We start from the raw sequence: 25,780 nt of genomic DNA, 5'->3' as shown, positions 1-25,780 counted from the left end.
CGCGCCTATACAAACTTTCGTCCGCCTCCGCGGTGTAAAGAAGGTAACATAATTTCAACCGTTCGTTCTTCAACCTGCTCCCGTCACGTGAGTGCTTGTATAGACGCGAATTATATTCGCCCGGTCTCCTTCGAGACGCACCCGATTGTAGGTTTGTAGTGAGGACTTTAGTCCGCAAAAAGAAGGACTAAAGTCCTCACTACAAACCTATAGTTGATATTTTGCTCGACATGATTCCAACCATTTTTTGCATAATTCGTGCCTTTATTTCGCCGGAGTTGCAGGCTTGGACTCACCCAATTTTTGCTGCAAAAACTGCCGCGCTACTTGTGCGGCATCCTGCTGTTTCCCATCAACTTGATAGTTGAGTTGGCGCATATCTTCCTCGGAGATTTTGCCGCCCAACTCTGCGAGCACTGGACGCAATTCGGGATATTTTTCCAAAATTTGCGATCGCACCACCGGCACAGCTTCATAGGGCGGAAAATAGTTCTTATCATCTTTGATCGCTACCAAACCCAAACTTTGAATCAAACCATCCGTCGTATTACCAGCAATCACATCTACTTCTTTTTGTTGCAGTGCTTGATAGAGCAATCCTAATAGCAACTCCTTCGGTTCTCCTGCAAATTTAATCCCGTAAGTTTTAGCCAATCCGGGAAAGCCATCTTCTCTGTCTTTGAATTCCGGGCCGAAACCAGCGCGCAATTTTGGGGCTGCTTGGCTTAGTTGCGAGAGAGTTTGCAAGTTGAGTTTTTTGGCATCGTCTCCCCGCAAAATAATCGCAAAACTGTTATTAAATCCCAGGGGTTCAGTCCATTCGGCTTTAAACTGTTTGGGATATTCTTGTTTGAGGTAGGCGAGGACTTTTTTGGGGTCAGAAATCGGCTTTTGTTTGAGAATGTTGGTAAAACCTGTACCCGTATATTCGACGTACAAGTCAATTTTACCTGCTGTTAGGGATTGATGGCAAAGCGAGCCTCCGAGGTTGAGTTCGCGTTCTACTTTAATATCTGTTTTGGCTTCGATGTGCTGTGCTAAAATTTCTGCAAGGATGACTTGTTCGCTAAAGTCTTTTGAGCAAATAACAACTTGTTTTTGAGAACTCGAATTGCAGCTTGTAACTGCGAACAAGCAAAGCAATGACAAGCAGGAATATAAAAGATGGCTTTTGGAAATTTTCATTTTTTTATTGTAACATTTATGTATAGATACAGGAGAAAATATGCTATTGAGTGTCAGCGATACGATCCGGGAGCAACGCCAATTTTTTGCTACTGGGAAAACTAAAGATGTGGATTTTCGGATTGAACAACTGAAGAAACTTAAAAGTGCGATCGAACTTAATCAATCACAAATCGTCGATGCTGTCAAGGCTGACTTGAATCGGCCAGAGTTTGAGGCATACTTTGAAATTGCTGCGATCGCAGAAGTCAATTATGCCATCAAAAACCTCAAATCCTGGGTAAAGCCGAAAAAAGTACCAACTTCGATCGACCAATTCCCCGCATCAGCCCGCATTTTCCCCGAACCTTTAGGCGTAGTTTTGATTATCGGGCCTTGGAATTATCCATTCCAGCTCATGATATCACCGTTGGTCGGGGCGATCGCCGCTGGTAACTGCGCCATCCTCAAACCCTCAGAAATCGCCTCCCACACCTCAACCGTCGTCGCCGACATGATTGGCAAAATCTTCGATCCCGCCTACATAGCAGCCGTCGAGGGAGGCGTGGAAGTCAGCCAACAATTACTAGCCGAAAGATTTGACCACATCTTCTTTACCGGAGGCACAAAAATCGGCAGAATCGTGATGGAAGCCGCCGCCAAACATTTAACACCAGTAACATTAGAATTAGGCGGCAAAAGTCCTTGCATTGTCGATTCAGACATTCAGATCGAACACACGGCAAAACGCATTGCTTGGGGCAAATTCATCAATGCCGGACAAACCTGCATTGCTCCAGATTACCTCTTGGTAGACAAGAAAGTCAAGCCGCAATTAATGGAAGCAATTAAAACATCAATTCAAGGATTTTACGGTGACAATCCACAAACAAGTCCCGACTATTCGCGGATTATCAATCAGCGGCAATTGGAACGTTTGAGTGTGTTTCTCAAAGATGGAGAAATTGTGATTGGCGGGCAAACTGACCCAGAAAACAAGTATATTGCACCGACTGTTTTAGATAAAATCTCCTGGGATTCACCGGTGATGCAGGATGAGATTTTCGGGCCGATTTTGCCAGTGTTGGAGTATGAGGATTTCGGGGAAGCCCTTGCCCAAATCAACGCCCGCCCCAAACCCTTAGCTTTGTATTTGTTCTCGAAGGATAAACAGAAACAAGAACGAGTTTTGCAGGAAACTTCTTCGGGGGGAGTTTGTATTAACGATACGGTAATGCAGGTTGGTGTCACAACTTTACCCTTTGGGGGAGTTGGGGAAAGTGGGATTGGAAGTTATCACGGGAAAGCGAGTTTTGATACTTTTTCGCATTACAAAAGCGTGCTGCAAAAATCATTCTGGCTGGAGTTGCAATGGCGGTATGCTCCTTATAAGGGCAAGTTGGATTTGATTAAAAAAGTGATTGGTTGAAATGATATAAACGGAGGAGACGGCACTGCCCTGTCCCTACAATTAATCGCGGTAGGGAAACGGCACTGCCGTCTCCTCTATATCATTCCGGCGCAGCCGGAATTGATATTACAAACATAAAAAATAAAAATGAACGATAATTTACCCGAAATTTTAGCAGAACTCCGCCAATACTTTCACGAATTATATGGCGAAAGACTCGTGCAGTTAATTCTCTACGGTTCCCAAGCTAGAGGAGATGCCAAACCAGATTCTGATATTGACATTTTAGTTGTGTTGAACGGGCAAGTTCATGCTGGCCTAGAAATCGCTCGCACCAGTGAATTTATTGCCGCTTTATGCTTAGATAAAACTGTAGTAATTTCTAGTGCTTTTGCTTCGACCATACGTTTTCAGCAAGAGAAAAGTCCTTTCTTTCTAAATGTTCGCAGAGAAGGAGTACCGATTTGATACCAGAACAAATTGCTCTTTTAACAAAAGCAGGTGAAAGCTTGCGGGCAGCTAGGTTATTAGTAGCTAATGCACTTCCTGACTTTGCAGCATCGCGCGCTTATTACACCATGTTTTATGTTGCCGAAGCTTTCTTGCTGGGTGAGGGTTTAAGTTTCTCCAGTCATGCTGCTGTGATTTCGGCATTTGGTAGAGATTTTGCTCGGACAGGCAGAGTTCCGGTGGAGTTTCACCGTTATTTAATTTCTGCTCAAAATTTGCGAAATCAGGGTGACTATGATATCGATTCGGCAATTACAGAAGATGAGGTTAATCAATTAATTGGTCATGCAGAACAATTTTTAGAATTAGCACAACGTCTGCTGGGAGATTTGCCAGATTCTTGATAGCGATTTCACGCGATAATCCTTGTGCAGACTCCGCGCGAGACTCGGAAACCGGGTTTCTTCAGACAATCTCGTGAGGAGGCGTAAATTGTCGCAGAAACCCGGTTTCTTGGACTAGGCGCGAGACTCAGAAACCGGGTTTCTTCAAACAATCTCGTCAGGAGGCGTAAATTCTCATAGAAACCCGGTTTCTTGGACTAAGCACGAGATTCAGAAACCGGGTTTCTCCTTTTCTAATCAATGCTGTGCCATTCTTTCTCGATTCTCTCCAAATCCTTCGCCGCTCCCAATTGTTGAAAAATTTGATGTGCTGTATCGTAATGTTGTTGAGCAACTTCTGTGTTGCCGCGCTTGCGGTGGAGTCGTGCAAAACAGTAATTAACTTCGGCAATATGCCAAGTCATCCCCAGTGTTTGCATTTGTCCCAAAGCTTCTGTTAACAGTTGTTCTGCTGTATCTAGATTGCCTTTACCGAGTTCATTTTCTCCCAAATCGCCGCTCAACATTGCTATCCCTTCGCGATCGCCCAATTCTGTCCTCAATGCCAAAGATTGCTGATAAAGTTTCTCAGCTTCATCCCAATTGCCGCGACATTTCTCAATATCTCCCCACGCTCCCCAAGAAGATGCCATCCCCGCGCGATCGCCTAATTCTTGTCGCAACTGAAAAGACTGTCGCTTGAACTGTTCTGCTTCATCCCAATTGCCACGCAATCGCTCGATATCTCCCAACAATCCCCAACAAGATGCCATCCCTTCGCGATCGCCCAATTCTGTTTCAATTTCCAAACATTGCCGGAAAAGTCGCTCAGCTTCATCCCAATTGCCGCGATTTCGCTCGATATCTCCCAACAATCCCCAAGAAGTTGCCATCCCCGCGCGATCGCCCAATTCTGTTTCAATTTCCAAACATTGCCGGTAAAGTCTCTCAGCTTCATCCCAATTGCCGCGATTTCGCTCGATATATCCCAACATCCCTAAAGAAGTAGCAATACTGCTCTGATTATCATCTTTTTGTGCGATTGATAGCGCATCTTTAAAATATTTTTCTGCTAAATCCCAATTCCCAAAATTGCGATGAATTGCACCGATTTCCCTCAAACAATAAGACCGCCTATATCCTTCAACATAAGGTAAAATTTGCTCGTGCAATTCTTTTGATAAATTCCAGTATCCCCACCGATTTAAATATTCATTTGGAATTAAAGAATAAGCTTCTCCATAATTTCCCAACCTAAAGGCAAAATGTTGAGCTTCTAGAACTGATTGTAAATCTGCTAAAGTTTGAGGATTTTTCACATTTTTACCAGTGCAGTAAAACTTATAAATACTTTCCAACAGTTTGGGCAGTTCCTGTTGGTATTCCCCTTGCAAAAACTCCTCAATCACCCGGTGCAAATCGTAAAAATCCTCACATTTATCCTCGTCATAGCGACACAGCACCAAACTCGCACCGACTAATCGCTCTAAAATTGCTGCTGTCTCCTCAATTTCTGCATCTGTCAACTCAGCAGGTTCTTCTAATATTGCTGCTACTTCAAAGCGGATATCTTTTTCATAATCATCCGTATACAGCCGCAAAAAAGTTAAACCCCTCACATCTATCGGCACTCGCAACACACACATCCGACACAACAAATCTCTTGCCGCTGCACTTTGCCTTACCATTTGTTCTCGCAAAATCAGTTCCATCTTCTTCGTTACCAATTCAGGATGCTTCCGCAAATATCCCGGTTTTCCCTTGCCAAGAGCCACCAATTGAGTTAATAAAAAAAGATGACCTTCAACCCGCCGAGATATCCACTGCAAATCAGCTAATTCATCGGTCAACTGTCGCTGCAAAATCTCCACAGTCGCCTTCTCATCCACACCTTGCAACACTTCAATATGCACCAATTCGGCATCCGGCGCTAAACCCGGATAGCGGGTATCAGCCAAATCTCCAGGCACTTCCCGGCTGGTCAAAATCATTTGCGATTGGTGCTGCTGATAAACCAAAGCATTCAACAACTTACCCCAATCCGGTGAAATAGTTCGATGTACCTGCGACGAATCCAAACAATCAGGATTTCCCGCCTCAACCGCCGGATGCAAAATATCTTCCAGGTTATCGAGTATCAACAGACAGCGAGTTTGTTGCAAACCCATCATAATTTTCGCAATCTTTTCTTCAGGCTTTTTCAACTCCGCCGCCCCCGGAATTCCCAAACCTTCACTTAACAGAAACCCAGCCACATCATCAAAACTGGTTCCTTCCTGTACCTTGAAATACATCACGCATTCATAACCGCCCGCCAGCAAACTTTTCCCTGCTTGAGAAACAGAATGCTGCCAATTTATCCCCAATCCTTCCACAAGTTTGATTGCCAAACTCGTTTTGCCCATGCCGCCTTGCCCGACTATCGCCAATACTTTCGGGGGCGAACTTCCATCGGGCAGAATTTGTACTAATTTAGCAGTTAATTTTGCCACCAATTCATCGCGCCCTTTCCACACAGGCACCGATTGAGGTATCTCAGAAACAGCCACCCGGATTGATTTATCGGGAGGGCAATCTGCGGGCGCATCATTTTTCTCAGTTTTGCCATCACTATTTTGCCTGCTGTTATCTGGTGTACCGCCCCACACTGTTGCCAACGCTTCTAAATTCTTTGCTTTGTCCTTTTGACTCCACAAATTTAGAGTAAAAATCCTATTTGAATTGCCCCGCCTTTTCGGCTTCGGGATGTGATTCTTCAGAATTTTCAGATTTTCGTCGAGATAATTATTAAGTACCTCACCGATATACATTCTAACTTGCTTGTCAGATGTTGTCTTATTTGGTTTGAAGGCATTTAAGGCATTGTTATCTTTCAGCAAGTGGCGCAGGGATTCCAGCGTCGCCGTGACGTGCAAATTAGTAGTTTTTTCATCTTCCCATTCGGCGACCAGATGAGTGATGTCATTTCTATTATTTAACTTATAATCTAGCAGCGCCTCCACCAAATCCTTGACTCGCTGCCAAGACTTATCGCCTTCTCCCAGATTGGGCATAGATTTTCAAAATAAGTTGCTAAAAAAGTTTCGGGATTCCCGATACCGAATGAGCGTCCCAAATATCCCTAATTCCTAGTATAGCAGACTTGCAGCCATTGTTGGGCATTCGGGTATCCCGAAATTCCACACTCTATTTAGTTGAGTTTGGGAATGATTTATGGGATTGTCGAAACAGCATGGATGGATGATTGCAGAAGCGGTTGTGGGTACTGTAGTCGGTGCTCTCAATTCTTCGGCGGGGCTAGTGCTGACTGTTGGTTTGGTGTGTTTCCACATCTGCTTTGACAAAAATGAAGGGGAAGAGTTGCGCTGCCCTCTGGAGAGAGTTTTAAACACCGAGGAAGTTGTGAGGCTGGATTCTTGCAAGGGTTGCCCGTTTCGGGAAGGGGCGATTGATGTGCGAAAGGTTGGAGAAGAGGATGAGTAATATCAACACTATGTCATTGCGAGTGAAATATGGCGCTTAGTCTCTGGGATTGCTTCGTTCCTCGCAATGACACTAGACTTCTTGCAAAAAACGGAAAACACCCTGAAATTATCTGCGTTTATCTGTGTTTATCTGTCTGACATCTGGGGTTTCTATATCGAGTGAAGATTTATGCAAGAGGTCTACTATAGATATAGTCTCTGGGATTGCTTTGTTCCTCGCAATGACAGTATAGAATCGAGTTAAAATAAGATCAATTATTATCGCCCCTGCTTATGTTTCCTTTTAAATATCCCGTGCCTCAAACAGAGCCGCCAAAATCGCCAAAAGAAACGCTCCCCACGATGTACGATTTACCTAGCGAAAATCCGGAGGAACCTGGTTTGCCTGATGAATTTCACGGCTTGCAACCGCAGTTGCTGAGCTATACTTTCCGCCCTTCCACCTATTCGGCTTCCCAAATATTTACCGGAAGCGATATGAATCTTTATTATGACGTGCGTCACCCGCTGTGGTACAAGCGCCCAGATTGGTTTGGAGTTGTGGGAGTTTCCCGATTGTATGATGAAGTCGATATGCGGCTGAGTTATGTCATTTGGCAAGAGGGTGTGAATCCTTTTGTGATTGTAGAATTGCTTTCGCCGGGAACAGAGAAGGAAGATTTGGGAGCAAATGAGGGGGAAGATATACCGTCTGCGCCTGAACAAATAGCAGGAAATGGTAATATTAATCACGAACTGAGTTCGGAAAAGCCACTGCGAAAATGGGAGGTTTACGAGCAGGTTTTGCGGATTCCTTATTATGTTGTTTTCAGTCGCTACACCAATCGATTGAGGGCTTTTAAATTGGATGGCGCTCGCTATGAAGAATTGGAATTGTCTGACTCGCGTCTGTGGATGCCTGAGATTGATTTAGGCTTGGGTTTGTGGCAAGGAGATTACCTGGGAGTCGATCGACTGTGGTTGCGCTGGTACGATAGTGAGGGCAATTGGATTCCGACTCCTGAGGAGCGAGCAGAACAGGCACAAGAGCGTGCTGATGAGGCACGAGAACGTGCTGATGAGGCACGAGAGCGTGCTGAGATTGCCGAAACTCGCTTGCAATCTTTGATCGAAAGGCTGCGACAATCTGGCATCGATCCCGATCGATTCTTGAACGGTTAATATTGAATTCGGCGGGGAAACAGAAAAAGTGCGATCGCTCTTTGATTAATGATACGAAAAAATGGGCGATCGCTAATTTCACTTTACAAGTAGACTGTCGATGTAGTAGAATCGCTGGTCAAAGGCGATTTTGACTATTTATATTGAAAAAACTCTTATCGTTTCTTGCCGTTCCAGCGATGGCTTCTGCCTCGTTTGCAAGTTACATTCCACCGAGCTACGTACTGCGACTAGAAACTGTAAAACCGGGACTGCTGCGACTAACAAATACTTCCACTGCGCCGATTTATGTCACAAGCTTTGTCCTCCGCAACCACACAGTCAACGAACTCGGCAAACGAACCGGAGAAGTTGATAAAATCTTGGTGAATGTCAATGCGGCGATCGCTCCCGGGCACAGCGTACTAGAATCTATTGGCAATCATCCATATCGGACAACGGCAAATACTGAGCTGGTGCAGTGGAATGAGAAACGCAAAATTCACCGAGACGGATTGCTGATCTGTTTTATTAACGACTTCAATCACAATGTCTTTGTCACTCCTAACGGACATTTGCCCTGTCCGAAATAATTCAAATCAGAAGTGTCATACTATCTTTTAGGATCTTCTCGCCAAACCGCAATTTATTTATGGAACCTTTAGCAAAAGAACCTTGTGCCGCCTGTCTCCCAAACTCTCCACGCGTCACATCTTACGAAATTGTCCAACTTAAGCCTCAAATTCCCGACTGGAATTTGATTGAAAAAGATGGCATTCCTCAATTAGAACGTACTTACAAATTCCCGGATTTCAAAAGTGCGATCGCCTTTACAAATAGCGTAGGCGAAGCAGCAGAAACGGAAGGACATCACCCCGCACTGTTAACTGAGTGGGGAAAAGTTACCGTTACTTGGTGGACTCACTCGATTTCGGGACTGCACCGCAATGATTTTATTATGGCCGCGAGAACAGATGCGATCGCACATCAATTCTCAACCTAAAATCAGATCTATCGGCTGATGATAGTTTCAGATGTCGCAGCGCCGAATACGGGTGAAGGTTGTTGATTCGCATTCAACAATTCCAGATTTAGCCGGTAGCCGACATTCCGCACAGTTTGAATTAGACTCGGCTGTCGCGGGTCGATTTCGATTTTTTTCCGCAGAGAGAGTACGTGAGTGTCGATCGTGCGCGGGTTGTCAATCGCATCAGGCCACGCCCGACGCAGCAAATCGGAGCGCGACAAAGGCACTCCTCCAGCTTGAGCCAGCACGTACAGCAGGCTGAATTCCTGGGGAGTAAGCTCGATGTGTTCCTCATGCAGCCTGACTCGGCGCTGTACCAAGTCAATTTTTAGCCGCCCGCACTCCAGCATCGCGGGCGGTACCATCGTGCGGTTGCGGCGCATCAGGGCTTCCACCCTAGCCATAAATTCTTGCATCCCAAACGGTTTAGTCAGGTAATCGTCGGCGCCAGACTTCAAACCTTCCACAATATCCGCTTCTGAATTCCGCGCCGACAGCATCAAAATCAGCGATTGCTGCTGCTGTTGGAGCCAGCGGCAAAATTCCAAACCGTCCCCATCAGGCAATTGGGCATCAAGAATTACTAGGGTTGGCTGGCGGCTGAAAAATATTTCCCTAGCATGACTGATATCCGCTGATTGGTGCACCCAGTGACCGACTTGCTGTAAATGCCAGCCCAAGAGCGATCGCAGGTGCGGATTTCCTTCAACAATTGAAATACTTGCAGATCCCACAACGGCGAGCTTCCCTTATCACTAATGGCTACCAGGTTAACAGAGCTTTTGTCAAGGTTTTGTAACCATCGCTACTCAAGCATAAGCTGGGTTTAAAGCGACGAACAAAGTTCTAGTATCAATTTTAAAGATTTCGTCAAATTGCGATCGTCAGACCCCAGAAAGGTTAAATCATTCTGGCGGTGAGCTTACAATGAAAATAAGATAGCTTACAGCCGATCGAGCCTATGACCCAGCCGCCTGCTTTGACCGAACCCCCCCACAGGGCCCCCACTCCGAGGAAGTTGACAAATCGCGCAACTGAAACTAAAATGCGTCCAACCGTTCGCTCGGTAGCCGGAACACTCACTCAGTTCGATCGTCCAATTCAGCAATATCCCGATTCTTTTAAACGCACGGTGAATTATCTAGATGCGCGCGAAAGATTCGAGCCACTGCATTGGGGCGAGTGAAATTTTTTATGGAGGGTAGCCTGTGAAGCAGGGTAAAAACTTTTATTTAGCAATCGCCTCTCTTCTGAGCTTGCTCAGTATGAATCCGGGCCGTTCCTAAATCCCGCCGTCATTATACACACCACAAAGGATTTCAAACTCAACCATGCTACAAGACACCCAAACAATCCGGCACTACCAAAAACTCACCGACGCCCTCGTCGAAATGTGGAATAGAGGTTATCGTTTCGATGACCTGCGGCTTTACTTAGATGGCTACCTCGCAGCCCTGCGACATTGTAACAGCCTGGAGCCCTATCTGATTCACAGATTAGAGGAAGAAGCAGCGCGTTACATTCACGATCCTTCCAATTTTGAAATGCCACAGACACAAACCCAAGCTGAATCCGACTACTATTAAATACCAAATTTGGTTTGATAAACCTATTAGGTTTGTAGTGAGGACTTCAGTCCTGCCTTGACGCTTTTCAGTGAATAAGGACTAAAGTCCTTACTACAAACAACCGATAAATAATCGGACATGGTATGAGAGTCAGGAAGCCGTAAGCTGTAGCTGCAAAATAGAAGTTTAGTAGGGCGGGGCCGTGTCCGCCCTACTGCTGTTATAGTTAGAGATTTGGGAAAGTTTATAAGTTCCGAAATTAGAATTTTTTAAGTGTTTAACTTACAATTTAAAACTCACAATTTAAAACTCAAAACTTTCTTTCTTCTTTCCCTTGCTTGGATTTAAGAGGCCAAAGCGACTTCTACAACTTCTTGCAATTCGCCCTTTTGATACATCTCGATCAGAATATCCGAGCCGCCAAGAAACTCGCCGTTGATATAAACTTGGGGAATTGTCGGCCAGTTGGAATACTCTTTAACGCCTTGACGAATTTCTTGGTCTGCCAAAACATCAACTGTTTCGTAAGGCACTCCCATCGTATTGAGAATTTGTACCACAGTATTAGAAAAACCGCACTGTGGCATTAACTTATTGCCCTTCATGAAGACCATGATTTTGTTTTGCTTAACCAATTCGTCAATTCTTTCATGTGCTGTACTCATGGTATCTCCTAATATTGTTTGAAAATTTTTAAACGTTGACAGTAGTTTCTCATCAGGCAGAAACCGGGTTTTTAACGAAAATCTCTCGTTACCAGAAAGAATTGGTTGAAAGCCCCAAGTCTTTGAGGGAGAAATTAAAATCAGACTATTGATTACTCCAATCCTCGGACTTAAGGGTAGAGGTCGCTATCAAACTATCAAACTGTCAACTGTCAACTGTCAACTGTCAACTGTCAACTGTTGAAAGCCATAGATTCCGGTGAAAAACCCGGTTTCTTTGGTTAGCAACTGTTTCTCAAGCAACTGTTGACACAAGCACAAATGTGCGATCGTCAAATTGCGACTAAAAAACTAAGCAACTTCACTTTTCGCTGCCCATTCTGCTGGAGTTAAAGTTTCCAACGCCAAAGCGTGGATAGCTTCACTAGCCATTGCCTGTTTGAGAGCTCCGTAAACCAGTTGGTGCTGCTTGACTCGGCTTTTCCCTTCAAAGGCGGCAGAGACTACTCTCGCCTGGTAGTGATCGCCACCGCCGGTCAAATCGTCAACTTGTATCTTAGCGTCGGGCAACTCTGCCTTAATCATTTCTGCTACTTGAGACGGTGTAACCATTGGTATTTGTGATAAAGGGCTGTATTGAGTATTTTAGTGGAACTATTTGTTAGACGATCGCGGTTGAGTTGCAGCAGGCCGGGGATAGGGGGCATCCACAAAGCCCAATTCCAGTAACTGCTGGTAAGCTTTTTTACCCAAGTCGCGAGTTGGCTGCTGCGATCGAATAATCTGAATTAATAGGGGAACAGCCAGTTCCGGCTTATTTTGGGCGCGGTGTACCAACGCCAGCCGGTAGGTAGCTTCGTCGCGCATTTGGGCTGTTTCCACAGCTTTGGTGCGGTTGCTGTCGGCGAGGCGGATGTCAATTCCGGCAAAACTGCTGCCCAGTTGCTGGTAGAAGTTGGATAGTTGATTGAAAATTTGGCGGGATTCTTGGAGTTTTTGAGCTGCGAGCGTGTAGTTTTGACTTGAAATAGCACCACTGGCTTCTGTCATCAAGCGCTGACCTCCGGCAATGCTGAGTACGCTGCTATCTTGCGTCACAGGGCGAAGGTTGTTGGGATCCGTGGGGTCGTCGGCGGGATCGACTTGCGATTGGTTATCTTGCCGAGAAGGTTGCTGTGCTTGGGCTTGCAGCGGTTGCAACAGGGTCAAAACTGCGATCGCCCCGATCGTCATCCGGGCGGTGAAGCGAAGCCAGCAAACAGTTGCAGAGTATACCATGAAATTACTTTGCGCCTCGGCGCTTTAAAAAGATATTTAGCTTGAGCCGATCTTACCATTGGCGATCGCAACCGGCTAAGTGTACACCAAATTTGTTCAAATGTCAAAGGGTGCGATCGGGCAAAAGGCTATGAAGAAAAAATTAAAGTAGAGACTTGACAGGCGGTTCTCGTTGTGAGAACATAAAGGTGTCGTGTAAAAAACGGTACCCGAATGAGACTAATTTCTCGCAAAAATCTTCTGAGTGCGATCGAACCCTACGCAGATGCCCAGAGTGCGATCGCAGCCTGGTGCAAGCTCATGGAAGACAACGATTGGAAATCGCTAGAAGAGGTGCGAAATGGATATTCCAAATCGGTGAATCAAGTCTGTGGATATACCATATTTAATATTAAACACAATGACTATCGATTAATTGTACAAATCAACTATAGCACCGGATATGTAACTTTCAAAAAGTTTTTAACCCATGCCGAATATAGCAAAATCAACTGGAATGAGAAACCAAATAAAGTCAAGCAGAAAATAGGTTGATATTTCCCCTAAATACATCGGGAAATTTTTACAGATTCCCTGATATATTCAATCAACAAATCAAAAAAATTCACTTTAATGGTTAAAAGCATGATGCCGAGAAATAAACACCCACCTTATACTTCAGAACCATGTCCAATTTAACAATAAAATGAACCATGAATATCACAATCGAGAAAACAGTCTACGGTCAACTGCTGGCGAAATCGCAGCCTAAGCCCATCCTGAACGAAGAAGATAACGATCTTGCCCTCGCAGAAGTCGATTTTCTGATGTCTAAGGAAGAATTAACAGTAGAAGAAGAAACTTTACTGAGTCTCTGGGGGCTGTTGATCGAAGAATACGAATCAAAATATTACCCAATTCCAGAAGCGACTCCCCAGGATGTTCTCTTGCATCTCATCGAGGTTCGCGAACTAAAACAAGCCGATTTAGTCGGCGTGATTGGTTCCAAAGGAGTAGTTTCTGAGGTGGTTAATGGGAAACGGGCGATTAGCAAGGCGCAAGCTAAGGCGCTGGGAGAATTCTTTAATGTTAATCCTAGCGTGTTTATTTGATGGGAGTTGTTCGATCTTTGTCGATCGGTCTTTTGCGGGTGGGCATCCTGCCCATCCCGCCAGAAGATTCAGTTTTTGTGGAACAGGCATCTTGCCTGTTCTTGAGAATATAGTAAATACTGGATCAAAACTGAACAGGGGCATTTCTAATGACACAACCGATCGCACTTTCGGCAAATACCTTACAAAATTATCAAGGGATTGGAGTTCCCGAGGCAAGTCTGCCACTGATTTTGCAGCGCGGCGGCGATGAATTGTTGCTGTCAAAAGTTCCAAACCGCTTTACAGTCCGTCCCTCAGCGACAGCATCAGCTTCAAACAATTGGGCTGCAACAAATCAGGCAAAACTTAACCGCCGCATCGCCCAAAGTAACCTCGAAGAATATCTAGTGGCGCCGGAAAACCTAGATGCAGCAATGCAAGCAGCCCGCGCCAGCGATGCTGTAGTTTTTGCTAGTCATGTCTATTGTCCCGCCAACAATCCGAGTACATTCTTTTATTTAACCGATCGCATTACAATCCAATTTGGCGAACAAGTAAATGCAGAATCGCGAAATGCGATCGCCAATGCAGCAAATTTAACAATAATCCGGCCAGTCGAAGGCATTCCCAACACCTTCGTTTGCGAAGTCACCAAACAAGCAATAGAAAACCCGATCAAAATTGCCAACCGCCTGACAAGATATCCAGAAGTTTTGGTGGCGGAACCCAACATTATCCTAGAAACTCAGCAACATTATACACCCCGCGATCCGCTTTATCCCAAACAGTGGTATCTCAACAACCAAGGCGGCAGCGAACTTGTCGGCAGCGCTCAAATTTATGCCGAACAGGCTTGGGATATAACTCGCGGCGCGCGATCGATCGTAATTGCGATCGCCGATGATTCAGTCGATCTGACGCACCCCGATTTTCAAGGCCAAGGCAAAATCGTCTCGCCCATCGATTTCAAAGACGGCGACACTTCCCCGATGCCGGTTGCCGAATCTGACAACCACGGTACGAGTTGTGCGGGTGTTGCGGCAGCGGAAGAAAACGGCAAAGGTACTGTCGGCGTCGCCCCTGGATGCGCCGTGATGCCGATCCGTACTAGCGGTTTTCTGGATGATGAGTCGATCGAAAAAATCTTCAATTGGGCGATCGAAAAAGGCGCCGCCGTCATCTCTTGCAGTTGGGGGCCTGGGGCAGTTTACTATCCGCTTTCCCTGCGCCAAAGCGCCACCATCACCAAAGCAGCTACCAAAGGGCGGGGCGGCAGAGGCTGCGTGATTTTGTTTGCTGCGGGTAATGCCAATCGCCCAGTTAACGGTACTGTGGACGAGAAAGGCTGGCCGAATAACGTTTTGGGCGGCAAAACTAATTGGCTGGCAGGATTTGCCGTACACCCCGATGTCATTGCCGTGTCTGCTTCCACTTCCCTCAACAAAAAAGCAGCTTACAGCAATTGGGGTACCAGCATCTCGGTGTGCGCGCCCAGCAACAACGCGCCTCCTGGTACCTGGCTGCCAGAAACCGGATTTATTGCGACTGCGCCGGAGGTGACGCAATACTTGCCAGGTTTGGGGGTATTTGCGAGCGATCGCGTCGGGGTTGTCGGCTACGACTCGGGGGACTACACAAATAGTTTTGGCGGCACTTCTAGCGCCACTCCAGTAGTCGCTGGAGTCGCTGGTTTAATGCTTTCGGCAAACCCTCGTTTGACAGCGCGGGAAGTGCGGGGAATTCTCGAACAAACTGCTGACAAAATTGTCGATCCCGATGCCGATCCGCAGTTGGGCAATCGCCTGGGAAATTACGATGCTAACAGCCAGCGCAGCGATTGGTTTGGTTACGGAAAAGTGAATGCTTTAAAAGCTGTGCAAGCTGCGGTGAGAAAGGCTGGCGGCAATCCAAATATCGGCGGTTCCAGGTTCAGCGATATTTCGGGACATTGGGCAGAAAAGTTTATTGAAGCTTTGGCTGCGGCGAATATAATTAGCGGGTTTCCTGACGGTTCTTTTGGGCCTGACAACAGTTTAAATCGCGCTCAATATGCAGCGTTGTTGGTGACTGCGTTTAGTCCGATTCCGAAGGCGCCGGCGACCAATTTTATTGATGTTTCTGCTAGTTTTTGGGCGAGAAGTGCGATCGAACGTGCGAATCGGGCGGGGTTTTTGTCGGGGTTTCCAGGCTTGAAGTTTGGCCCGAATCAGAATTTGACGAAGAGTGAGGCACTTGTCTCTTTGGTTAACGGTTTGGAACTTAAAGGCGGCAATCCCGATCTTTTAAAAGTATATAGCGATCGCACTCAAATTCCAAATTTCGCTGTGAATGCGGTAGCAACAGCCACAGCTTTGAAGATTGTAGTAAACTATCCCGCGCGCGATCGGCTTTCTGGGCAGCGAGACATCACCCGGGCTGAGATTTCGGCTTTAATTTACCAGACATTGGTGGCAATTAATCGTGCAAAGGCGATCGACTCTCCTTACATTGTCTAGCCACCAACTAACAAAAAGGTTCGTAGTGCGGACTTCAGTCCGCAATAATATGCTGCGGACTGAAGTCCGCACTACGAACCATTTTTTGTTATACTAATCGACCCCACATGATATTAAGATATATCCACAAAAAAGACGGTCGAATAATTATATTGTGTCCGATCTGCGATCGATTAATCGCAGTAAAGTGTCGCCAGTCAGATACACTAATGGCGATCGCCCTCAAAACCATTTGATGCTATGTGGCACAAAATTGCAGCACACATCTCTGAAACAACCGGAGAGAGCTTTTCCATCGACAACCGCCGTTCAGTCAGCGGTGGCTGCATCAATCAAGGCTATGCTATCAACAACAATACCCGCACTTATTTCGCGAAAATCAATCAAGCTTCCCAAGTCGCCATGTTTGAAACAGAGGCGCTGGGTTTGCAGCAAATGGCCCAAACCCAGACTATTCGCCTTCCTCAACCGATTTGCTGGGGAACTGAGGTCAATTCTGCTTATATTGTATTGGAATGGCTGGATTTGCGAAGTGGCGGGAGCGAGATAGCCTGGGCAGAAATGGGGCGCAAACTGGCTGAAATGCACAAATACACCCCCCCCAGCCCCCCCTTGCAAAGGGGGGGAGAAAAGGCTAATTCAACCTTGCTAAGCGAGGGAGAAAACGCAAATTCAACCTTGCTAAGGGGATGTTTTGGTTGGGATAGGAATAATGCGATCGGCTCAACTCCTCAAATTAATAACTGGACTGCTGATTGGGCAGAATTTTGGGCCCAACATCGGATTGGTTATCAGTTAAAGTTGGCTAGGCGTCGTGGTGGAAATTTCAGTCAAGGAGAAACTTTGCTAGCAGCTATCCCCAAGTTATTGGAGGGTCACAAACCTCAACCTTCCTTAGTTCACGGGGATTTGTGGGGAGGAAATGCCTCGATAACTGCTGGGGGGGAACCAGTAATTTTCGATCCGGCAACTTATTGGGGCGACAGAGAAGTCGATATTGCGATGACGGAACTTTTCGGCGGTTTTTCCCCAGCATTTTATCGAGGTTATAATGAAGTTTGGTTGCTGGATTCAGGCTATGAAAAGCGCAAAACGCTTTACAACTTATATCATATTTTGAATCACTTTAATTTGTTTGGTGGGAGTTACGAGTCGCAGGCAAATCAAATGATTAATAAAATTTTGGGTTAAGATTTCAATATAGCAATCCTAAATGATTCATCCAGATATGTAGGGGCGGTGCCCCCGTGCCCGCCCTCCGATCCGGCAACCACAGGGGATTTCCCCTGCAACAATTATGCAAATGATTGGGGATTTCAATATTCATTGGATTAGAGGGAATCACAAATGAAGTTTTGGCACTGTTATACCAAACTGGGATTTATAGTTTTGTTTTTCAGCAGCATCGGGGCTGAGAATGCTTTAGCTGCTTTACCCTTGCAAGTGGGTGTCTATCGCGGCCCCGGTTCTCGATACATTCAAATTGCTGAAAAACAAAATAGAATCTGCTTCAAAGGCCGTTCTACTAACGGAGTTACTGTGGCTTCCGTTGTGGCAGATACTAAGCGCAAAGATTTTTACAAAATCAACGGATTTGACGGTACATTTCTGTTGCAGCAAGATACAGATACTATCTTATTTGGCCCGGTAAATCAGTTGATTAAGTATGTAGCAGATTATGGTTTTCCTAGAGATTTAGATGACGATTTGCAGGAGTGTCTTAGTTCCCAGAAGCCATTCTTCAAACAAAAATCAGGGGGGAGAGGTTCTCGTTAATAGCTGTAGGGTGCGCCGCCCTCAACAATCTTTGAATCAAAGCGAATATATCGACTTTCAGGAGTTTCGATCTATCCACACCCTACAGCTACATATAGCCCAATACGGTTTACTTAACATGGTCATTGCGAGGAACGAAGCAATCTCCGTATCTATTTTTCAGACGGTTTTACCCCCAGGACTCTCTTAAGTAAACGGTATTGACATATAGCCTTTCTCAAAAAGATGAGGTATGACTGACAGCTTATATAAAGGCTTAAACTCAGAGGGCTAAAGCCCAACAACGTACCTCACCTATCTGAGAAGGGCTATATTTGTAGGGACACTCCAAAAGCCGTGTCCCTAGCAGTCAAACTACTTACTTCTGTTTGGCCGCCGCTTTCTTCTTCGCGTCTTTCTCAGCTTTCTTCGCTGCCTTCTCAGCCTCAAGTTTGGCTAACTTGGCTAGTTCTTTCTCTTCGGCTATTTTATCCAGATAGTAATGGTAATCTCCCAGATAAGTCCGAAACTCGCCGTCGCGAACTTCTACTATTTTGTTAGCGACTTGAGAAATAAAATAGCGATCGTGCGAAACGATAATTACGGTGCCGTCGTAATTCTTAATCGCCTCTTCCATCATCTCCTTCGCGGGAATGTCGAGGTGATTGGTCGGTTCGTCCAAAATTAGCAAGTTCACAGGTTCCAGCAGCATTTTTGCCAAAGCCAGACGGGCTTTTTCTCCACCGCTTAAAGCGCCAACGTGTTTGAATACTGTTTCGCCGTTAAATAAAAACCGCCCTAACAAAGTCCGCACTTCTTCATTTTTCCAGTCGGGTACTTCGTCGTGAATGGTTTGCATCACGCTTTTATTCAAATCTAAGGCTTCTGCTTGATTCTGTTCAAAGTAACCGGGAATGACGTTGTGGCTTCCCATTTTTACCGTACCTTCGGTGGGAGTTTCTAAACCCATGATCAGGCGCAGCAATGTAGATTTTCCGGCGCCGTTGGGGCCGAGAAAGGCAATGCGATCGCCTCTTTCAATTAATAAGTCTGCTCCCAAAAATAGGATTTTGTCGCCGTAGGTGTGCACCAAGTTTTCAATTATAGCTACTTCGCGACCGCTGCGGGGTGCGGGGGGAAACCGGAAATGCAAGGTTTTTAAGCCGCCGGTGGGGGCTTCGATGCGTTCAATTTTATCTAGTTGTTTTTCACGACTTTTCGCTTGCGTACTCCGAGTGGCGCTGGCGCGGAATTTTTCAACGAATGCTTGCTGTTTTTCTAATTCTTTTTGCTGGCTTTCGTAGGCACTGAGTTGGGCTTCGCGCGCTTCAGCTTTTTGTTGCAGGTAGGATGAATAGTTGCCGAGGTAGGTACTCGAAACGCCGCGTTCGGTTTCGACAATTTGGGTGCAGAGCCGATCGAGAAATTCGCGGTCATGGGATACGATTACCATCGGGGTAGTCAGCCCTTTGAGGTAAACTTCCAGCCATTCGATGGTTTCTAAGTCGAGGTGGTTGGTAGGTTCGTCTAACAGCAGGATATCGGGTTTTTGGAGGAGAATTTTACCCAAACTCATCCGCATTTGCCAGCCGCCGCTGAAAGCGCTGACTAATCGATCGCCATCTTCCTGTTCAAATCCGATTTCTGGTAAAATCTTCTCAATTTGGGCTTCTAAACCGTAGCCGTTTAAGCCTTCAAATTGCCGTTGCAAGCGATCCATTTTGTGGATCAGTTGGTCAAGATTTTCTGGGCTGGAGTTTTCCAAGTCTCGATGGACTTGCATTAGGGATTCGTGGACTTCGTTGGCTTCGCTGAAGGCGCGCCAAAATTCCTCTTTAACGGTACGGGTGGGGTCGATTTCAAATTCTTGGGAGAGGTAGGCGATGTGGAGACTGGCGGGGCGAATGACTTCGCCTGAGGTGGGTTCCATTTCGCCGGCGATGATTTTGAGTTGGGTTGATTTGCCGGCACCGTTGACGCCTACTAAGCCGATGCGATCGCCCGGTTTGACTTCCCAGGTGACATCTTTGAGTACGACGCCTGTGGGGTAAATTTTACTGATGTGTTCGAGTCGCAGCATTGTTGTGGGGGCTGGGGAAGGGGGGTTTAGCGCGGGGAATGGGATGCCGGCGCTGAGGTCGTGTTAATCTTAACAAATTTTAAAGATTTTTAGCGTACTGCCAGATTTTGATTTGGCAGGAGTTACGGGAAGAAACCGGGTTTCTGGGAAAAATCACTGATTCAAGGGCGAGATATCTACGAAGCAAACCGATTTCTGACCTCGATATATTCCACCAAAGCAAAAGGGCTATTCTGGCAATATCGCATCCCGACACAGAACAAGATGAAACGCGCGATCGCATCTTTGCATCTGGTGGTATCAGCATCATCCACTATTGCGACGCCCAAAGATGTCGCGAAGAACCCGATCGCGTTGTTCAAGAGTTTTTAGATATTTTGAGTCAGGAATAGGGCGAATGGTTTTTTCGTAAGGGCGATGATAGGGGGCCCAGAAACCGGGTTTTTTACCTAATCTGTCGGTGACAACGCGTCTTTTCGTAAAAAACCCGGTTTCTTTGTCGGAGTGCGTCAGTCCATAAGGGCGATCGCACAAACACCGCTCAGCTATATTTCCCTGAAGACTCAGCAGCATTAGCCAGCCTCTCCACACCCGCTCGGACAATTACCGCCAAATCTGCGATCGGCATACATTGAATTTTTTTAAGCATATCGTTCGTATCCATCGGTTCGGGCATTGGCTTCCCGTCGAGATGACCTATGAGTTCTTCTAGCGTGAAACCAGCTCTAATAGCAATCTGAGTCAAATTTCCTGTATCCGGGATGCTCTGGCCTTTTTCCCACAACTGTACAGCAGTCGATGACACGCCCAAAAGCTTGCCAAAAGCTCGTTGGCTGAGGTCGCCACGCGCTAACTTAACAATCTCGATCAGTTTTTCCGTTTTCTCATTTTTTGGCGTTACCTTCGGATTGGGATTCGGCGTGCGGTTTAACGGAGGTACAAAAGATTTAATCAGTGCTTCTTCAATTTGCGAAAGCAATGATTCATCACTACAATGAAGCCATGCAATCCGAACATTCCCTATTGTTTGGAGTTCGGTATAGCGATGGTGAACATTCCAGCGAGCAGCCAAATTTTTAGAACGACCAATATAAAGAATTTCATCCGAATTTCCCAGAGCAAAATAAATAGCAGGTAATCCCGGTAAGTTCTGTTTTTCTGTTAAAGGCAAAGATGGTAAAGTCAATGGGTTAACTTGCAATAACTTTTCGATCACTTTTTTGTACCTAAAAAAATAAACGATTTTATAAAAGCAGCCAACACAGCCAATGTAATGCAGATCGTTAATTCCCAGTTTACAGATAAATCTGCCTAATACTCATTCTCCAGCAGCCTCAGCCGACGCAGCGAATCTATCCGCTACAGCTTTTAGCCTACTGTGTCAACGATAAGTCAAAGAACTCAACATTAACGCAGTAACGTTTGGGGCAAAAAGTCTCTATACCAACACTTTTTGCTTCTTTAATATTTAAAGATATGGATTCTATTTTGCCTTTTCCTATTATTTTTGAGCTTGCTTTTTCACCATTCAGGTAAATAATAATAGTGCTAGGATTGTCTGGTTGATTAATTATGGAATTTATATCATTATCTGAAACTCCAAAATCTAACTTCAAATTTTCAGCTTTTGTTCTAGATTCAGTAGATGAAAGTTTACATGTTATCCCAACTCTGCCTGAACTACCCCGTAAGTTGGGTGACATATGTAACATGGATACATATAGGTTCTTACCAACAGGAACATCATCTCGCTTCTGGTGCCAACCAGCCTCTCCAGTATTTAAACAAGTCATTGATAGTAGGTCGGTAATATTTAAATCTTTTTTTACAACTGAAGTTAAATTTATGGAAGGGGTTTTAGGGTTTTGTGACGCAGGTATGATTGTAGGTGTAGGTTGAGGCTGTGCAGATGAAGTTGGAGATACAGGATTAGGATTCATATTAAAATGATGATCGTAGAAAGTAGCATCAAAAAAGTGAACATCTCCACATCCTGTATTTGTTCTACATCTAAATTCTATTGCTATAGAATCTCGTTCAGATATATTAAAATTTACTGATTTTTGCTCACCTGATTTTATGAATTGACTTGGTGCAGGATCACCATTAATGTAGACAGTGATCGTAGAAGTTCCACGTCCATCCATATAGTTGTTCTCATCTCCATCTTCTCTACCAAATTTAAGCTGAAGGCTTTTATGCCCTTCAGGGACTTTACAAGTTAGTAAAGAAATTGATTGCGCCCAGCCATATATATAGCCCATCTTGAAGGATGAGGTAAAAATTTGTTTCCCAATCGATATATCCTTACCTTGAGCGAATGAACTAATCAATCCTCCTGTTCCAGTCTTCATAATACAATTTTTAGGCTCCAGCTTCACAACAGAGACTGAAGGTGCCGGTTCTGGCGAAGAAACTGATGGAGAATCCGAAGGAGTTGGTGATGGGGGAGATGAAATTGTAGGAAGTGGAGCTGGTGAAGAAGTTACTGGGGGAGAAGTTACTGGGGGAGAAGAAAATGGTGGATTAGAAATTGTAACAGGAGTTTCAACATCTTTCGGGTGGTAATGGTTATAAACTGTAGATACAAGACCAACTATAATTGCCACACTACTCAAAGCTATAAATAGAGGGTGATCTCCCCAGGCTTTCCAAGACATATAATAGTGAACCCCACAATGATAACTTGAATAACAAAATCAATGACCTTAGAAATCTGACTTAAGCTACGTCGCTGCTATCAACTTCATATCCAATCATGTCTTTTTCGGAGAAGCATACATTTTGAGTTAAAGTATACTTTTTCTTGACAAACTACTGACTTTGTTATGACCATGAGTGGTAGAAATTTTCAAGGGCGATCACACCCTCGATCCGTTCAATTCTACTTACCCAGAAGACTCAGCAGCAGCAGCGAGCCTATCCATCACGGCTCTACCAATCACTGCCAACTCACTGATCGGCATACACTGAATTTTCTTCAGCAGCTCATTGGTATTGACAGGTTCCGGCATTGGTTTACCTTCGATATGAGCCATCAACTCTTCCATTGTAAAGCCCGCTTTTGCCGCAATCTGAGTCAAATTTTTCGTATCCGGGAGTACCTGGCCCTTTTCCCAATACTGAACAGCAGACCCAGAGACTCCCAATAGCCTACCAAAAGCGCTAAAACTCAGGTCGCCACGGGCTAGCTTAACAACTTCGCTCAGTTTCTTCCTAGCTTCTGCGTCCACAGTATTAGTCACCAGATCAATACAACTCCTAGTTTACTTATCTACCAAAAAATCTGTCTTTCTTGCTTGACAGCAAAAAGTTTACCAGTTAGAGTGTAAATACTTTTGAAATCGTAATTGTATTTATAGCCAATCAGGGGCAGTAAAAATGACTCGCAAGACACGCAACACCCGTCAAAGCCTTACAGCCTCCGGTTGGCTGAAACCCCAGCGCTGGCAAATCTCCAAAACGGAAGCCGCCGAAGCCCTGAAAATCCCCGTCAACCGCATAGTCAAAGTTTACCCCAAACAACATCAAGTAATAATTGTTTACCTGAACAAGAAAGGACAAAAATGCAGTTCCTTTTTCAGCTACAGACTGTTTGCCAGATGGGAGCAAGAGACGATCGCCACAATTGCCAGTTGTCGAAACCAGCAAACTCTCGCACCCCTAGAAATAATCGTACAGTACGACCTCGAACATTTCAAGTATCCAGTGGCGATCGCCGATGCAATTTGGGAAGCCCTACTAAACCACATCCGTCAAGTCATCAGGGAACAAAGGCTCAGCAAACAATGCGCCTAAGTTCCCCATCAACCCATCAATTAGTAGAAGCAGCCAACTCAGCCAAACGTTCCTGCTGATCCTGAGAAATGCAAGTCTGAATAATCCCCTCAATATCCCCTTCCAAGACACTATTGAGCGAAAAATTCTCCCCCAAACGGTGGTCGGTAGCCCGATTGTCCTTATAGTTGTACGTGCGAATCTTCTCCGATCGCGAACCAGTACCAACCTGAGCCAAACGCCGCGACTTCACCTCATCCTGCTGCTCCCGCAACTTCATGTCATAGAGCTTAGCCCGCAAAATCTGCATCGCCCGCTCCTTATTCTGCAACTGACTGCGCTCCTCAGTACAGAAAATCCGAATTCCCGTCGGCTTGTGAAACAAATCCGCAGCAGTTTCCACCTTGTTCACGTTTTGACCGCCAGCACCGCCCGATCGAGCCGTACTCATCTCAATATCCTTCGGATCGATGTGAATCTCCACATCATCAACCTCCGGCATCACAGCCACCGTCGCCGTCGAAGTATGCACCCGGCCGCCAGCCTCAGTCACCGGCACTCGCTGCACCCGGTGAACCCCAGCCTCAAACTTCAGTTTGCTGTACACGCTGTCGCCTGTAACTTCCAGAATTACCTCTTTAAAGCCGCCCATTTCCGCCAGTGACTCGCTCACCAATTTTACCACCCAGCCTTGAGTTTGAGCGTAGCGCGAATACAGCCGCAGCAAATCTCCCGCCCAAATACTAGCCTCATCTCCGCCAGTACCCGCCCGAATTTCCAGCATGATGTTCTTATCATCGTTCGGATCGCGGGGAAGCAGCAAAACCTTCAAACGGGTTTCCAAATTCTCCAATTTTGACTCGAGTTCCTCAACTTCCAGGGCAGCCATTTGCTGCATTTCGCGATCGCCCGCAGCTTCCTTAAGCACCTGCCGCGCGCCTACCAAATCATCAGTCGTAGTTTTCCACATAGCAAAAGTATCGACCACTTCCTCCAAGGACGATCGAGCTTTTGCCACCCGTTGGAACTCATAATTATCCCTAGCGACATCCGGGTCAGCCATGCGGCGAGTCAACTCATGAAAAGTTTGCTCCACCGACTTCAATTTATCCAGCAAATAAGATTCAGCCATGTCAAATGTCCTCCGTCAATCGATTTTAGATTTTAGATTTTAGATTTTAGATTTTAGATATTGAAGAGAAGTTGGGATAGAATCGCGATCTTTCCTCAGCCACGGGCCGTAGCAACTCTTCAGTCTAAGCTCTCCAATCCGAGGGCGGATAGATTTTAGATTTTAGATTTTAGAATTGAAGAGAAGTTGGGATAGAATCGCGATCTTTCCTCAGCGGAAGGGCCGTAGCAATCTCAAATCTCAAATCCAAAATCCGAGAGCAGTCAGTTACCAGTAGAAAAAAACTACTTCCAACCGACTGCGGACAAATGACAATCCGGCTACTTCTTCTTTTTGCCTTTAGCAGCAGCCTTAGCAGCATCTGCTTTCGGGTCTTCCATTTTCAGCGGCCCCGACATAGCATCTGCCTTCGGCATTTCTACTTCCGTCATGCCGTATTTCCGCATAAAGCGTTCCACACGACCTTCAGTATCAATAATCTTCTGAGTGCCAGTATAAAAAGGATGATTTCCCGACCAGACATCAACTTGAAGCTTTGGTCTAGTCGAACCAACAGTCATCACAAGTTCGCCGTTGCAATAAACCTGAGCTTCGGGATACCACTCAGGGTGAATGCCTTCTTTCGCCATTTTTTTTTCTCTCTAATTTTTGACTTTACAACCATTTTAGCTGTCATCGGACTTGCGTACCAACAACAGCAGCAATTTTGCGATATCTGCTTTGAAAACTAGAATCAGGAATCTGAAAAACACCTTGAAAAAAGGAGGATGGAATCTAGAAAATTTTTCTTTCTTCCCTCTTCCCTCTTTCCTCTTCCCTCTCTTGGCAAATATTTAGGGTTTAAAACCTCCACTCCAGGAAGCCGAATTGTGTTGAAAACTAGGCTAGGGCTTAGGG

The 25,780-nt window shown here is 45.6% G+C and carries 28 protein-coding genes; 16 read left to right on the top strand and 12 right to left on the bottom strand.

Features of this window, described 5'->3' with window-relative positions; all coding sequences use genetic code 11:
• Positions 1-264: 264 nt before the first annotated feature.
• Positions 265-1,185 (bottom strand): glycine betaine ABC transporter substrate-binding protein, encoded by a 921-nt coding sequence (locus tag QZ918_RS14480; protein ID WP_293336126.1) that lies wholly within the window; start codon positions 1,183-1,185, stop codon positions 265-267.
• Positions 1,186-1,225: 40 nt separating this feature from the next.
• Here QZ918_RS14480 and QZ918_RS14475 point away from each other — a divergent pair, with 40 nt between their 5' ends.
• From QZ918_RS14475 to QZ918_RS14465, 3 genes are all read left to right on the top strand, one after another.
• Positions 1,226-2,593, top strand: a complete 1,368-nt coding sequence (locus QZ918_RS14475) for an aldehyde dehydrogenase (RefSeq protein WP_293336124.1) — start codon at positions 1,226-1,228, stop codon at positions 2,591-2,593.
• Between the two features lie 129 nt (positions 2,594-2,722).
• A complete protein-coding gene (locus QZ918_RS14470; protein WP_293336122.1) occupies positions 2,723-3,043 on the top strand; it encodes a nucleotidyltransferase domain-containing protein in 321 nt (106 codons plus the stop codon).
• Positions 3,040-3,429: a HEPN domain-containing protein gene (locus QZ918_RS14465; RefSeq protein WP_293155100.1), complete on the top strand. Its 390-nt coding sequence runs from the start codon at positions 3,040-3,042 to the stop codon at positions 3,427-3,429. Before QZ918_RS14470 ends, QZ918_RS14465 begins: the two co-directional genes overlap by 4 nt.
• 233 nt (positions 3,430-3,662) lie before the next feature.
• Here QZ918_RS14465 and QZ918_RS14460 read toward each other — a convergent pair whose 3' ends face one another.
• Positions 3,663-6,461, bottom strand: coding sequence for a tetratricopeptide repeat protein (locus tag QZ918_RS14460; RefSeq protein WP_293336120.1), 2,799 nt, complete (start codon positions 6,459-6,461; stop codon positions 3,663-3,665).
• A 160-nt stretch (positions 6,462-6,621) separates the two neighbouring features.
• Between QZ918_RS14460 and QZ918_RS14455 the strand changes: the two genes are divergently transcribed.
• The 4 genes from QZ918_RS14455 (at position 6,622) to QZ918_RS14440 (ending at position 9,036) form a co-directional block, all read left to right on the top strand.
• A complete protein-coding gene (locus QZ918_RS14455; RefSeq protein WP_293336118.1) occupies positions 6,622-6,891 on the top strand; it encodes a hypothetical protein in 270 nt (89 codons plus the stop codon).
• A 275-nt stretch (positions 6,892-7,166) separates the two neighbouring features.
• The gene (locus QZ918_RS14450; protein WP_293336116.1) at positions 7,167-8,054 is read left to right on the top strand and encodes a Uma2 family endonuclease; all 888 of its coding nucleotides are present in this window, start codon (positions 7,167-7,169) and stop codon (positions 8,052-8,054) included.
• 179 nt (positions 8,055-8,233) lie between these two features.
• Positions 8,234-8,626: a hypothetical protein gene (locus tag QZ918_RS14445; RefSeq protein ID WP_293336114.1), complete on the top strand. Its 393-nt coding sequence runs from the start codon at positions 8,234-8,236 to the stop codon at positions 8,624-8,626.
• Positions 8,627-8,685: 59 nt separating this feature from the next.
• Positions 8,686-9,036 (top strand): 4a-hydroxytetrahydrobiopterin dehydratase, encoded by a 351-nt coding sequence (locus tag QZ918_RS14440; protein ID WP_293336112.1) that lies wholly within the window; start codon positions 8,686-8,688, stop codon positions 9,034-9,036.
• Positions 9,037-9,044: 8 nt separating this feature from the next.
• Here QZ918_RS14440 and QZ918_RS14435 read toward each other — a convergent pair whose 3' ends face one another.
• Positions 9,045-9,794 (bottom strand): response regulator transcription factor, encoded by a 750-nt coding sequence (locus QZ918_RS14435; protein WP_293336110.1) that lies wholly within the window; start codon positions 9,792-9,794, stop codon positions 9,045-9,047.
• A gap of 227 nt (positions 9,795-10,021) precedes the next feature.
• Here QZ918_RS14435 and QZ918_RS14430 point away from each other — a divergent pair, with 227 nt between their 5' ends.
• Positions 10,022-10,246, top strand: coding sequence for a hypothetical protein (locus QZ918_RS14430; RefSeq protein WP_293336108.1), 225 nt, complete (start codon positions 10,022-10,024; stop codon positions 10,244-10,246).
• A gap of 145 nt (positions 10,247-10,391) precedes the next feature.
• Entirely contained in the window at positions 10,392-10,646 is a 255-nt protein-coding gene (locus QZ918_RS14425) for a DUF6761 family protein (RefSeq protein WP_293250926.1), read from the top strand.
• A 326-nt stretch (positions 10,647-10,972) separates the two neighbouring features.
• Here QZ918_RS14425 and grxD read toward each other — a convergent pair whose 3' ends face one another.
• The 3 genes from grxD to QZ918_RS14410 form a co-directional block, all read right to left on the bottom strand.
• Positions 10,973-11,293, bottom strand: coding sequence for a Grx4 family monothiol glutaredoxin (gene grxD / locus QZ918_RS14420; RefSeq protein ID WP_293175924.1), 321 nt, complete (start codon positions 11,291-11,293; stop codon positions 10,973-10,975).
• A 351-nt stretch (positions 11,294-11,644) separates the two neighbouring features.
• Positions 11,645-11,905: a BolA family protein gene (locus QZ918_RS14415; protein ID WP_293150780.1), complete on the bottom strand. Its 261-nt coding sequence runs from the start codon at positions 11,903-11,905 to the stop codon at positions 11,645-11,647.
• A 42-nt stretch (positions 11,906-11,947) separates the two neighbouring features.
• The gene (locus QZ918_RS14410) at positions 11,948-12,571 is read right to left on the bottom strand and encodes a hypothetical protein (protein ID WP_293336106.1); all 624 of its coding nucleotides are present in this window, start codon (positions 12,569-12,571) and stop codon (positions 11,948-11,950) included.
• A 213-nt stretch (positions 12,572-12,784) separates the two neighbouring features.
• Here QZ918_RS14410 and QZ918_RS14405 point away from each other — a divergent pair, with 213 nt between their 5' ends.
• The 5 genes from QZ918_RS14405 (at position 12,785) to QZ918_RS14385 (ending at position 17,915) form a co-directional block, all read left to right on the top strand.
• A complete protein-coding gene (locus QZ918_RS14405; protein WP_293336104.1) occupies positions 12,785-13,105 on the top strand; it encodes a type II toxin-antitoxin system HigB family toxin in 321 nt (106 codons plus the stop codon).
• Between the two features lie 158 nt (positions 13,106-13,263).
• On the top strand, positions 13,264-13,662 hold the full coding sequence (locus QZ918_RS14400; RefSeq protein ID WP_293336102.1) for a helix-turn-helix domain-containing protein: 399 nt from the start codon (positions 13,264-13,266) through the stop codon (positions 13,660-13,662).
• A gap of 149 nt (positions 13,663-13,811) precedes the next feature.
• Positions 13,812-16,139, top strand: a complete 2,328-nt coding sequence (locus QZ918_RS14395) for a S8 family serine peptidase (protein WP_293336100.1) — start codon at positions 13,812-13,814, stop codon at positions 16,137-16,139.
• A 240-nt stretch (positions 16,140-16,379) separates the two neighbouring features.
• Entirely contained in the window at positions 16,380-17,330 is a 951-nt protein-coding gene (locus tag QZ918_RS14390; protein ID WP_293336098.1) for a fructosamine kinase family protein, read from the top strand.
• 156 nt (positions 17,331-17,486) lie between these two features.
• A complete protein-coding gene (locus QZ918_RS14385; protein WP_293336096.1) occupies positions 17,487-17,915 on the top strand; it encodes a hypothetical protein in 429 nt (142 codons plus the stop codon).
• Between the two features lie 358 nt (positions 17,916-18,273).
• Here the strand turns inward: QZ918_RS14385 and QZ918_RS14380 are convergent, their stop codons facing one another.
• Positions 18,274-19,974, bottom strand: coding sequence for an ABC-F family ATP-binding cassette domain-containing protein (locus tag QZ918_RS14380; protein WP_293336094.1), 1,701 nt, complete (start codon positions 19,972-19,974; stop codon positions 18,274-18,276).
• Positions 19,975-20,081: 107 nt separating this feature from the next.
• On the opposite strand from QZ918_RS14380, the gene QZ918_RS14375 reads away from it, so the two are divergent.
• Complete coding sequence (locus QZ918_RS14375) at positions 20,082-20,366, top strand: hypothetical protein (protein ID WP_293336092.1); 285 nt, start codon at positions 20,082-20,084, stop codon at positions 20,364-20,366.
• Between the two features lie 149 nt (positions 20,367-20,515).
• Here QZ918_RS14375 and QZ918_RS14370 read toward each other — a convergent pair whose 3' ends face one another.
• The 3 genes from QZ918_RS14370 to QZ918_RS14360 all read right to left on the bottom strand — a co-directional run bounded on the left by QZ918_RS14370 (position 20,516) and on the right by QZ918_RS14360 (position 23,219).
• The gene (locus tag QZ918_RS14370) at positions 20,516-21,190 is read right to left on the bottom strand and encodes a helix-turn-helix domain-containing protein (RefSeq protein WP_293336090.1); all 675 of its coding nucleotides are present in this window, start codon (positions 21,188-21,190) and stop codon (positions 20,516-20,518) included.
• 157 nt (positions 21,191-21,347) lie between these two features.
• Positions 21,348-22,634 carry a hypothetical protein gene (locus QZ918_RS14365; RefSeq protein WP_293336088.1) on the bottom strand — a complete coding sequence of 429 codons (1,287 nt, stop codon included), beginning with the start codon at positions 22,632-22,634 and terminating at the stop codon, positions 21,348-21,350.
• Between the two features lie 228 nt (positions 22,635-22,862).
• Positions 22,863-23,219: a helix-turn-helix domain-containing protein gene (locus QZ918_RS14360; protein ID WP_293336086.1), complete on the bottom strand. Its 357-nt coding sequence runs from the start codon at positions 23,217-23,219 to the stop codon at positions 22,863-22,865.
• 136 nt (positions 23,220-23,355) lie between these two features.
• On the opposite strand from QZ918_RS14360, the gene QZ918_RS14355 reads away from it, so the two are divergent.
• Positions 23,356-23,772, top strand: coding sequence for a hypothetical protein (locus QZ918_RS14355; RefSeq protein WP_293336084.1), 417 nt, complete (start codon positions 23,356-23,358; stop codon positions 23,770-23,772).
• Positions 23,773-23,788: 16 nt separating this feature from the next.
• On the opposite strand, the gene prfA is transcribed toward QZ918_RS14355, so the two are convergent.
• Positions 23,789-24,883 carry a peptide chain release factor 1 gene (gene prfA / locus QZ918_RS14350; RefSeq protein WP_293336082.1) on the bottom strand — a complete coding sequence of 365 codons (1,095 nt, stop codon included), beginning with the start codon at positions 24,881-24,883 and terminating at the stop codon, positions 23,789-23,791.
• 320 nt (positions 24,884-25,203) lie between these two features.
• Positions 25,204-25,512: a 50S ribosomal protein L31 gene (gene rpmE, locus QZ918_RS14345; RefSeq protein ID WP_293175969.1), complete on the bottom strand. Its 309-nt coding sequence runs from the start codon at positions 25,510-25,512 to the stop codon at positions 25,204-25,206.
• Positions 25,513-25,780 lie beyond the last annotated feature (268 nt).

It is taken from the genome of Microcoleus sp. CAWBG58, assembly GCF_020883045.1.
In the GTDB taxonomy this organism is placed as follows: domain Bacteria; phylum Cyanobacteriota; class Cyanobacteriia; order Cyanobacteriales; family Microcoleaceae; genus Microcoleus.
Note: the sequence above shows the minus strand (reverse complement) of the source record. Positions and strands in the feature narration are given on the sequence as shown.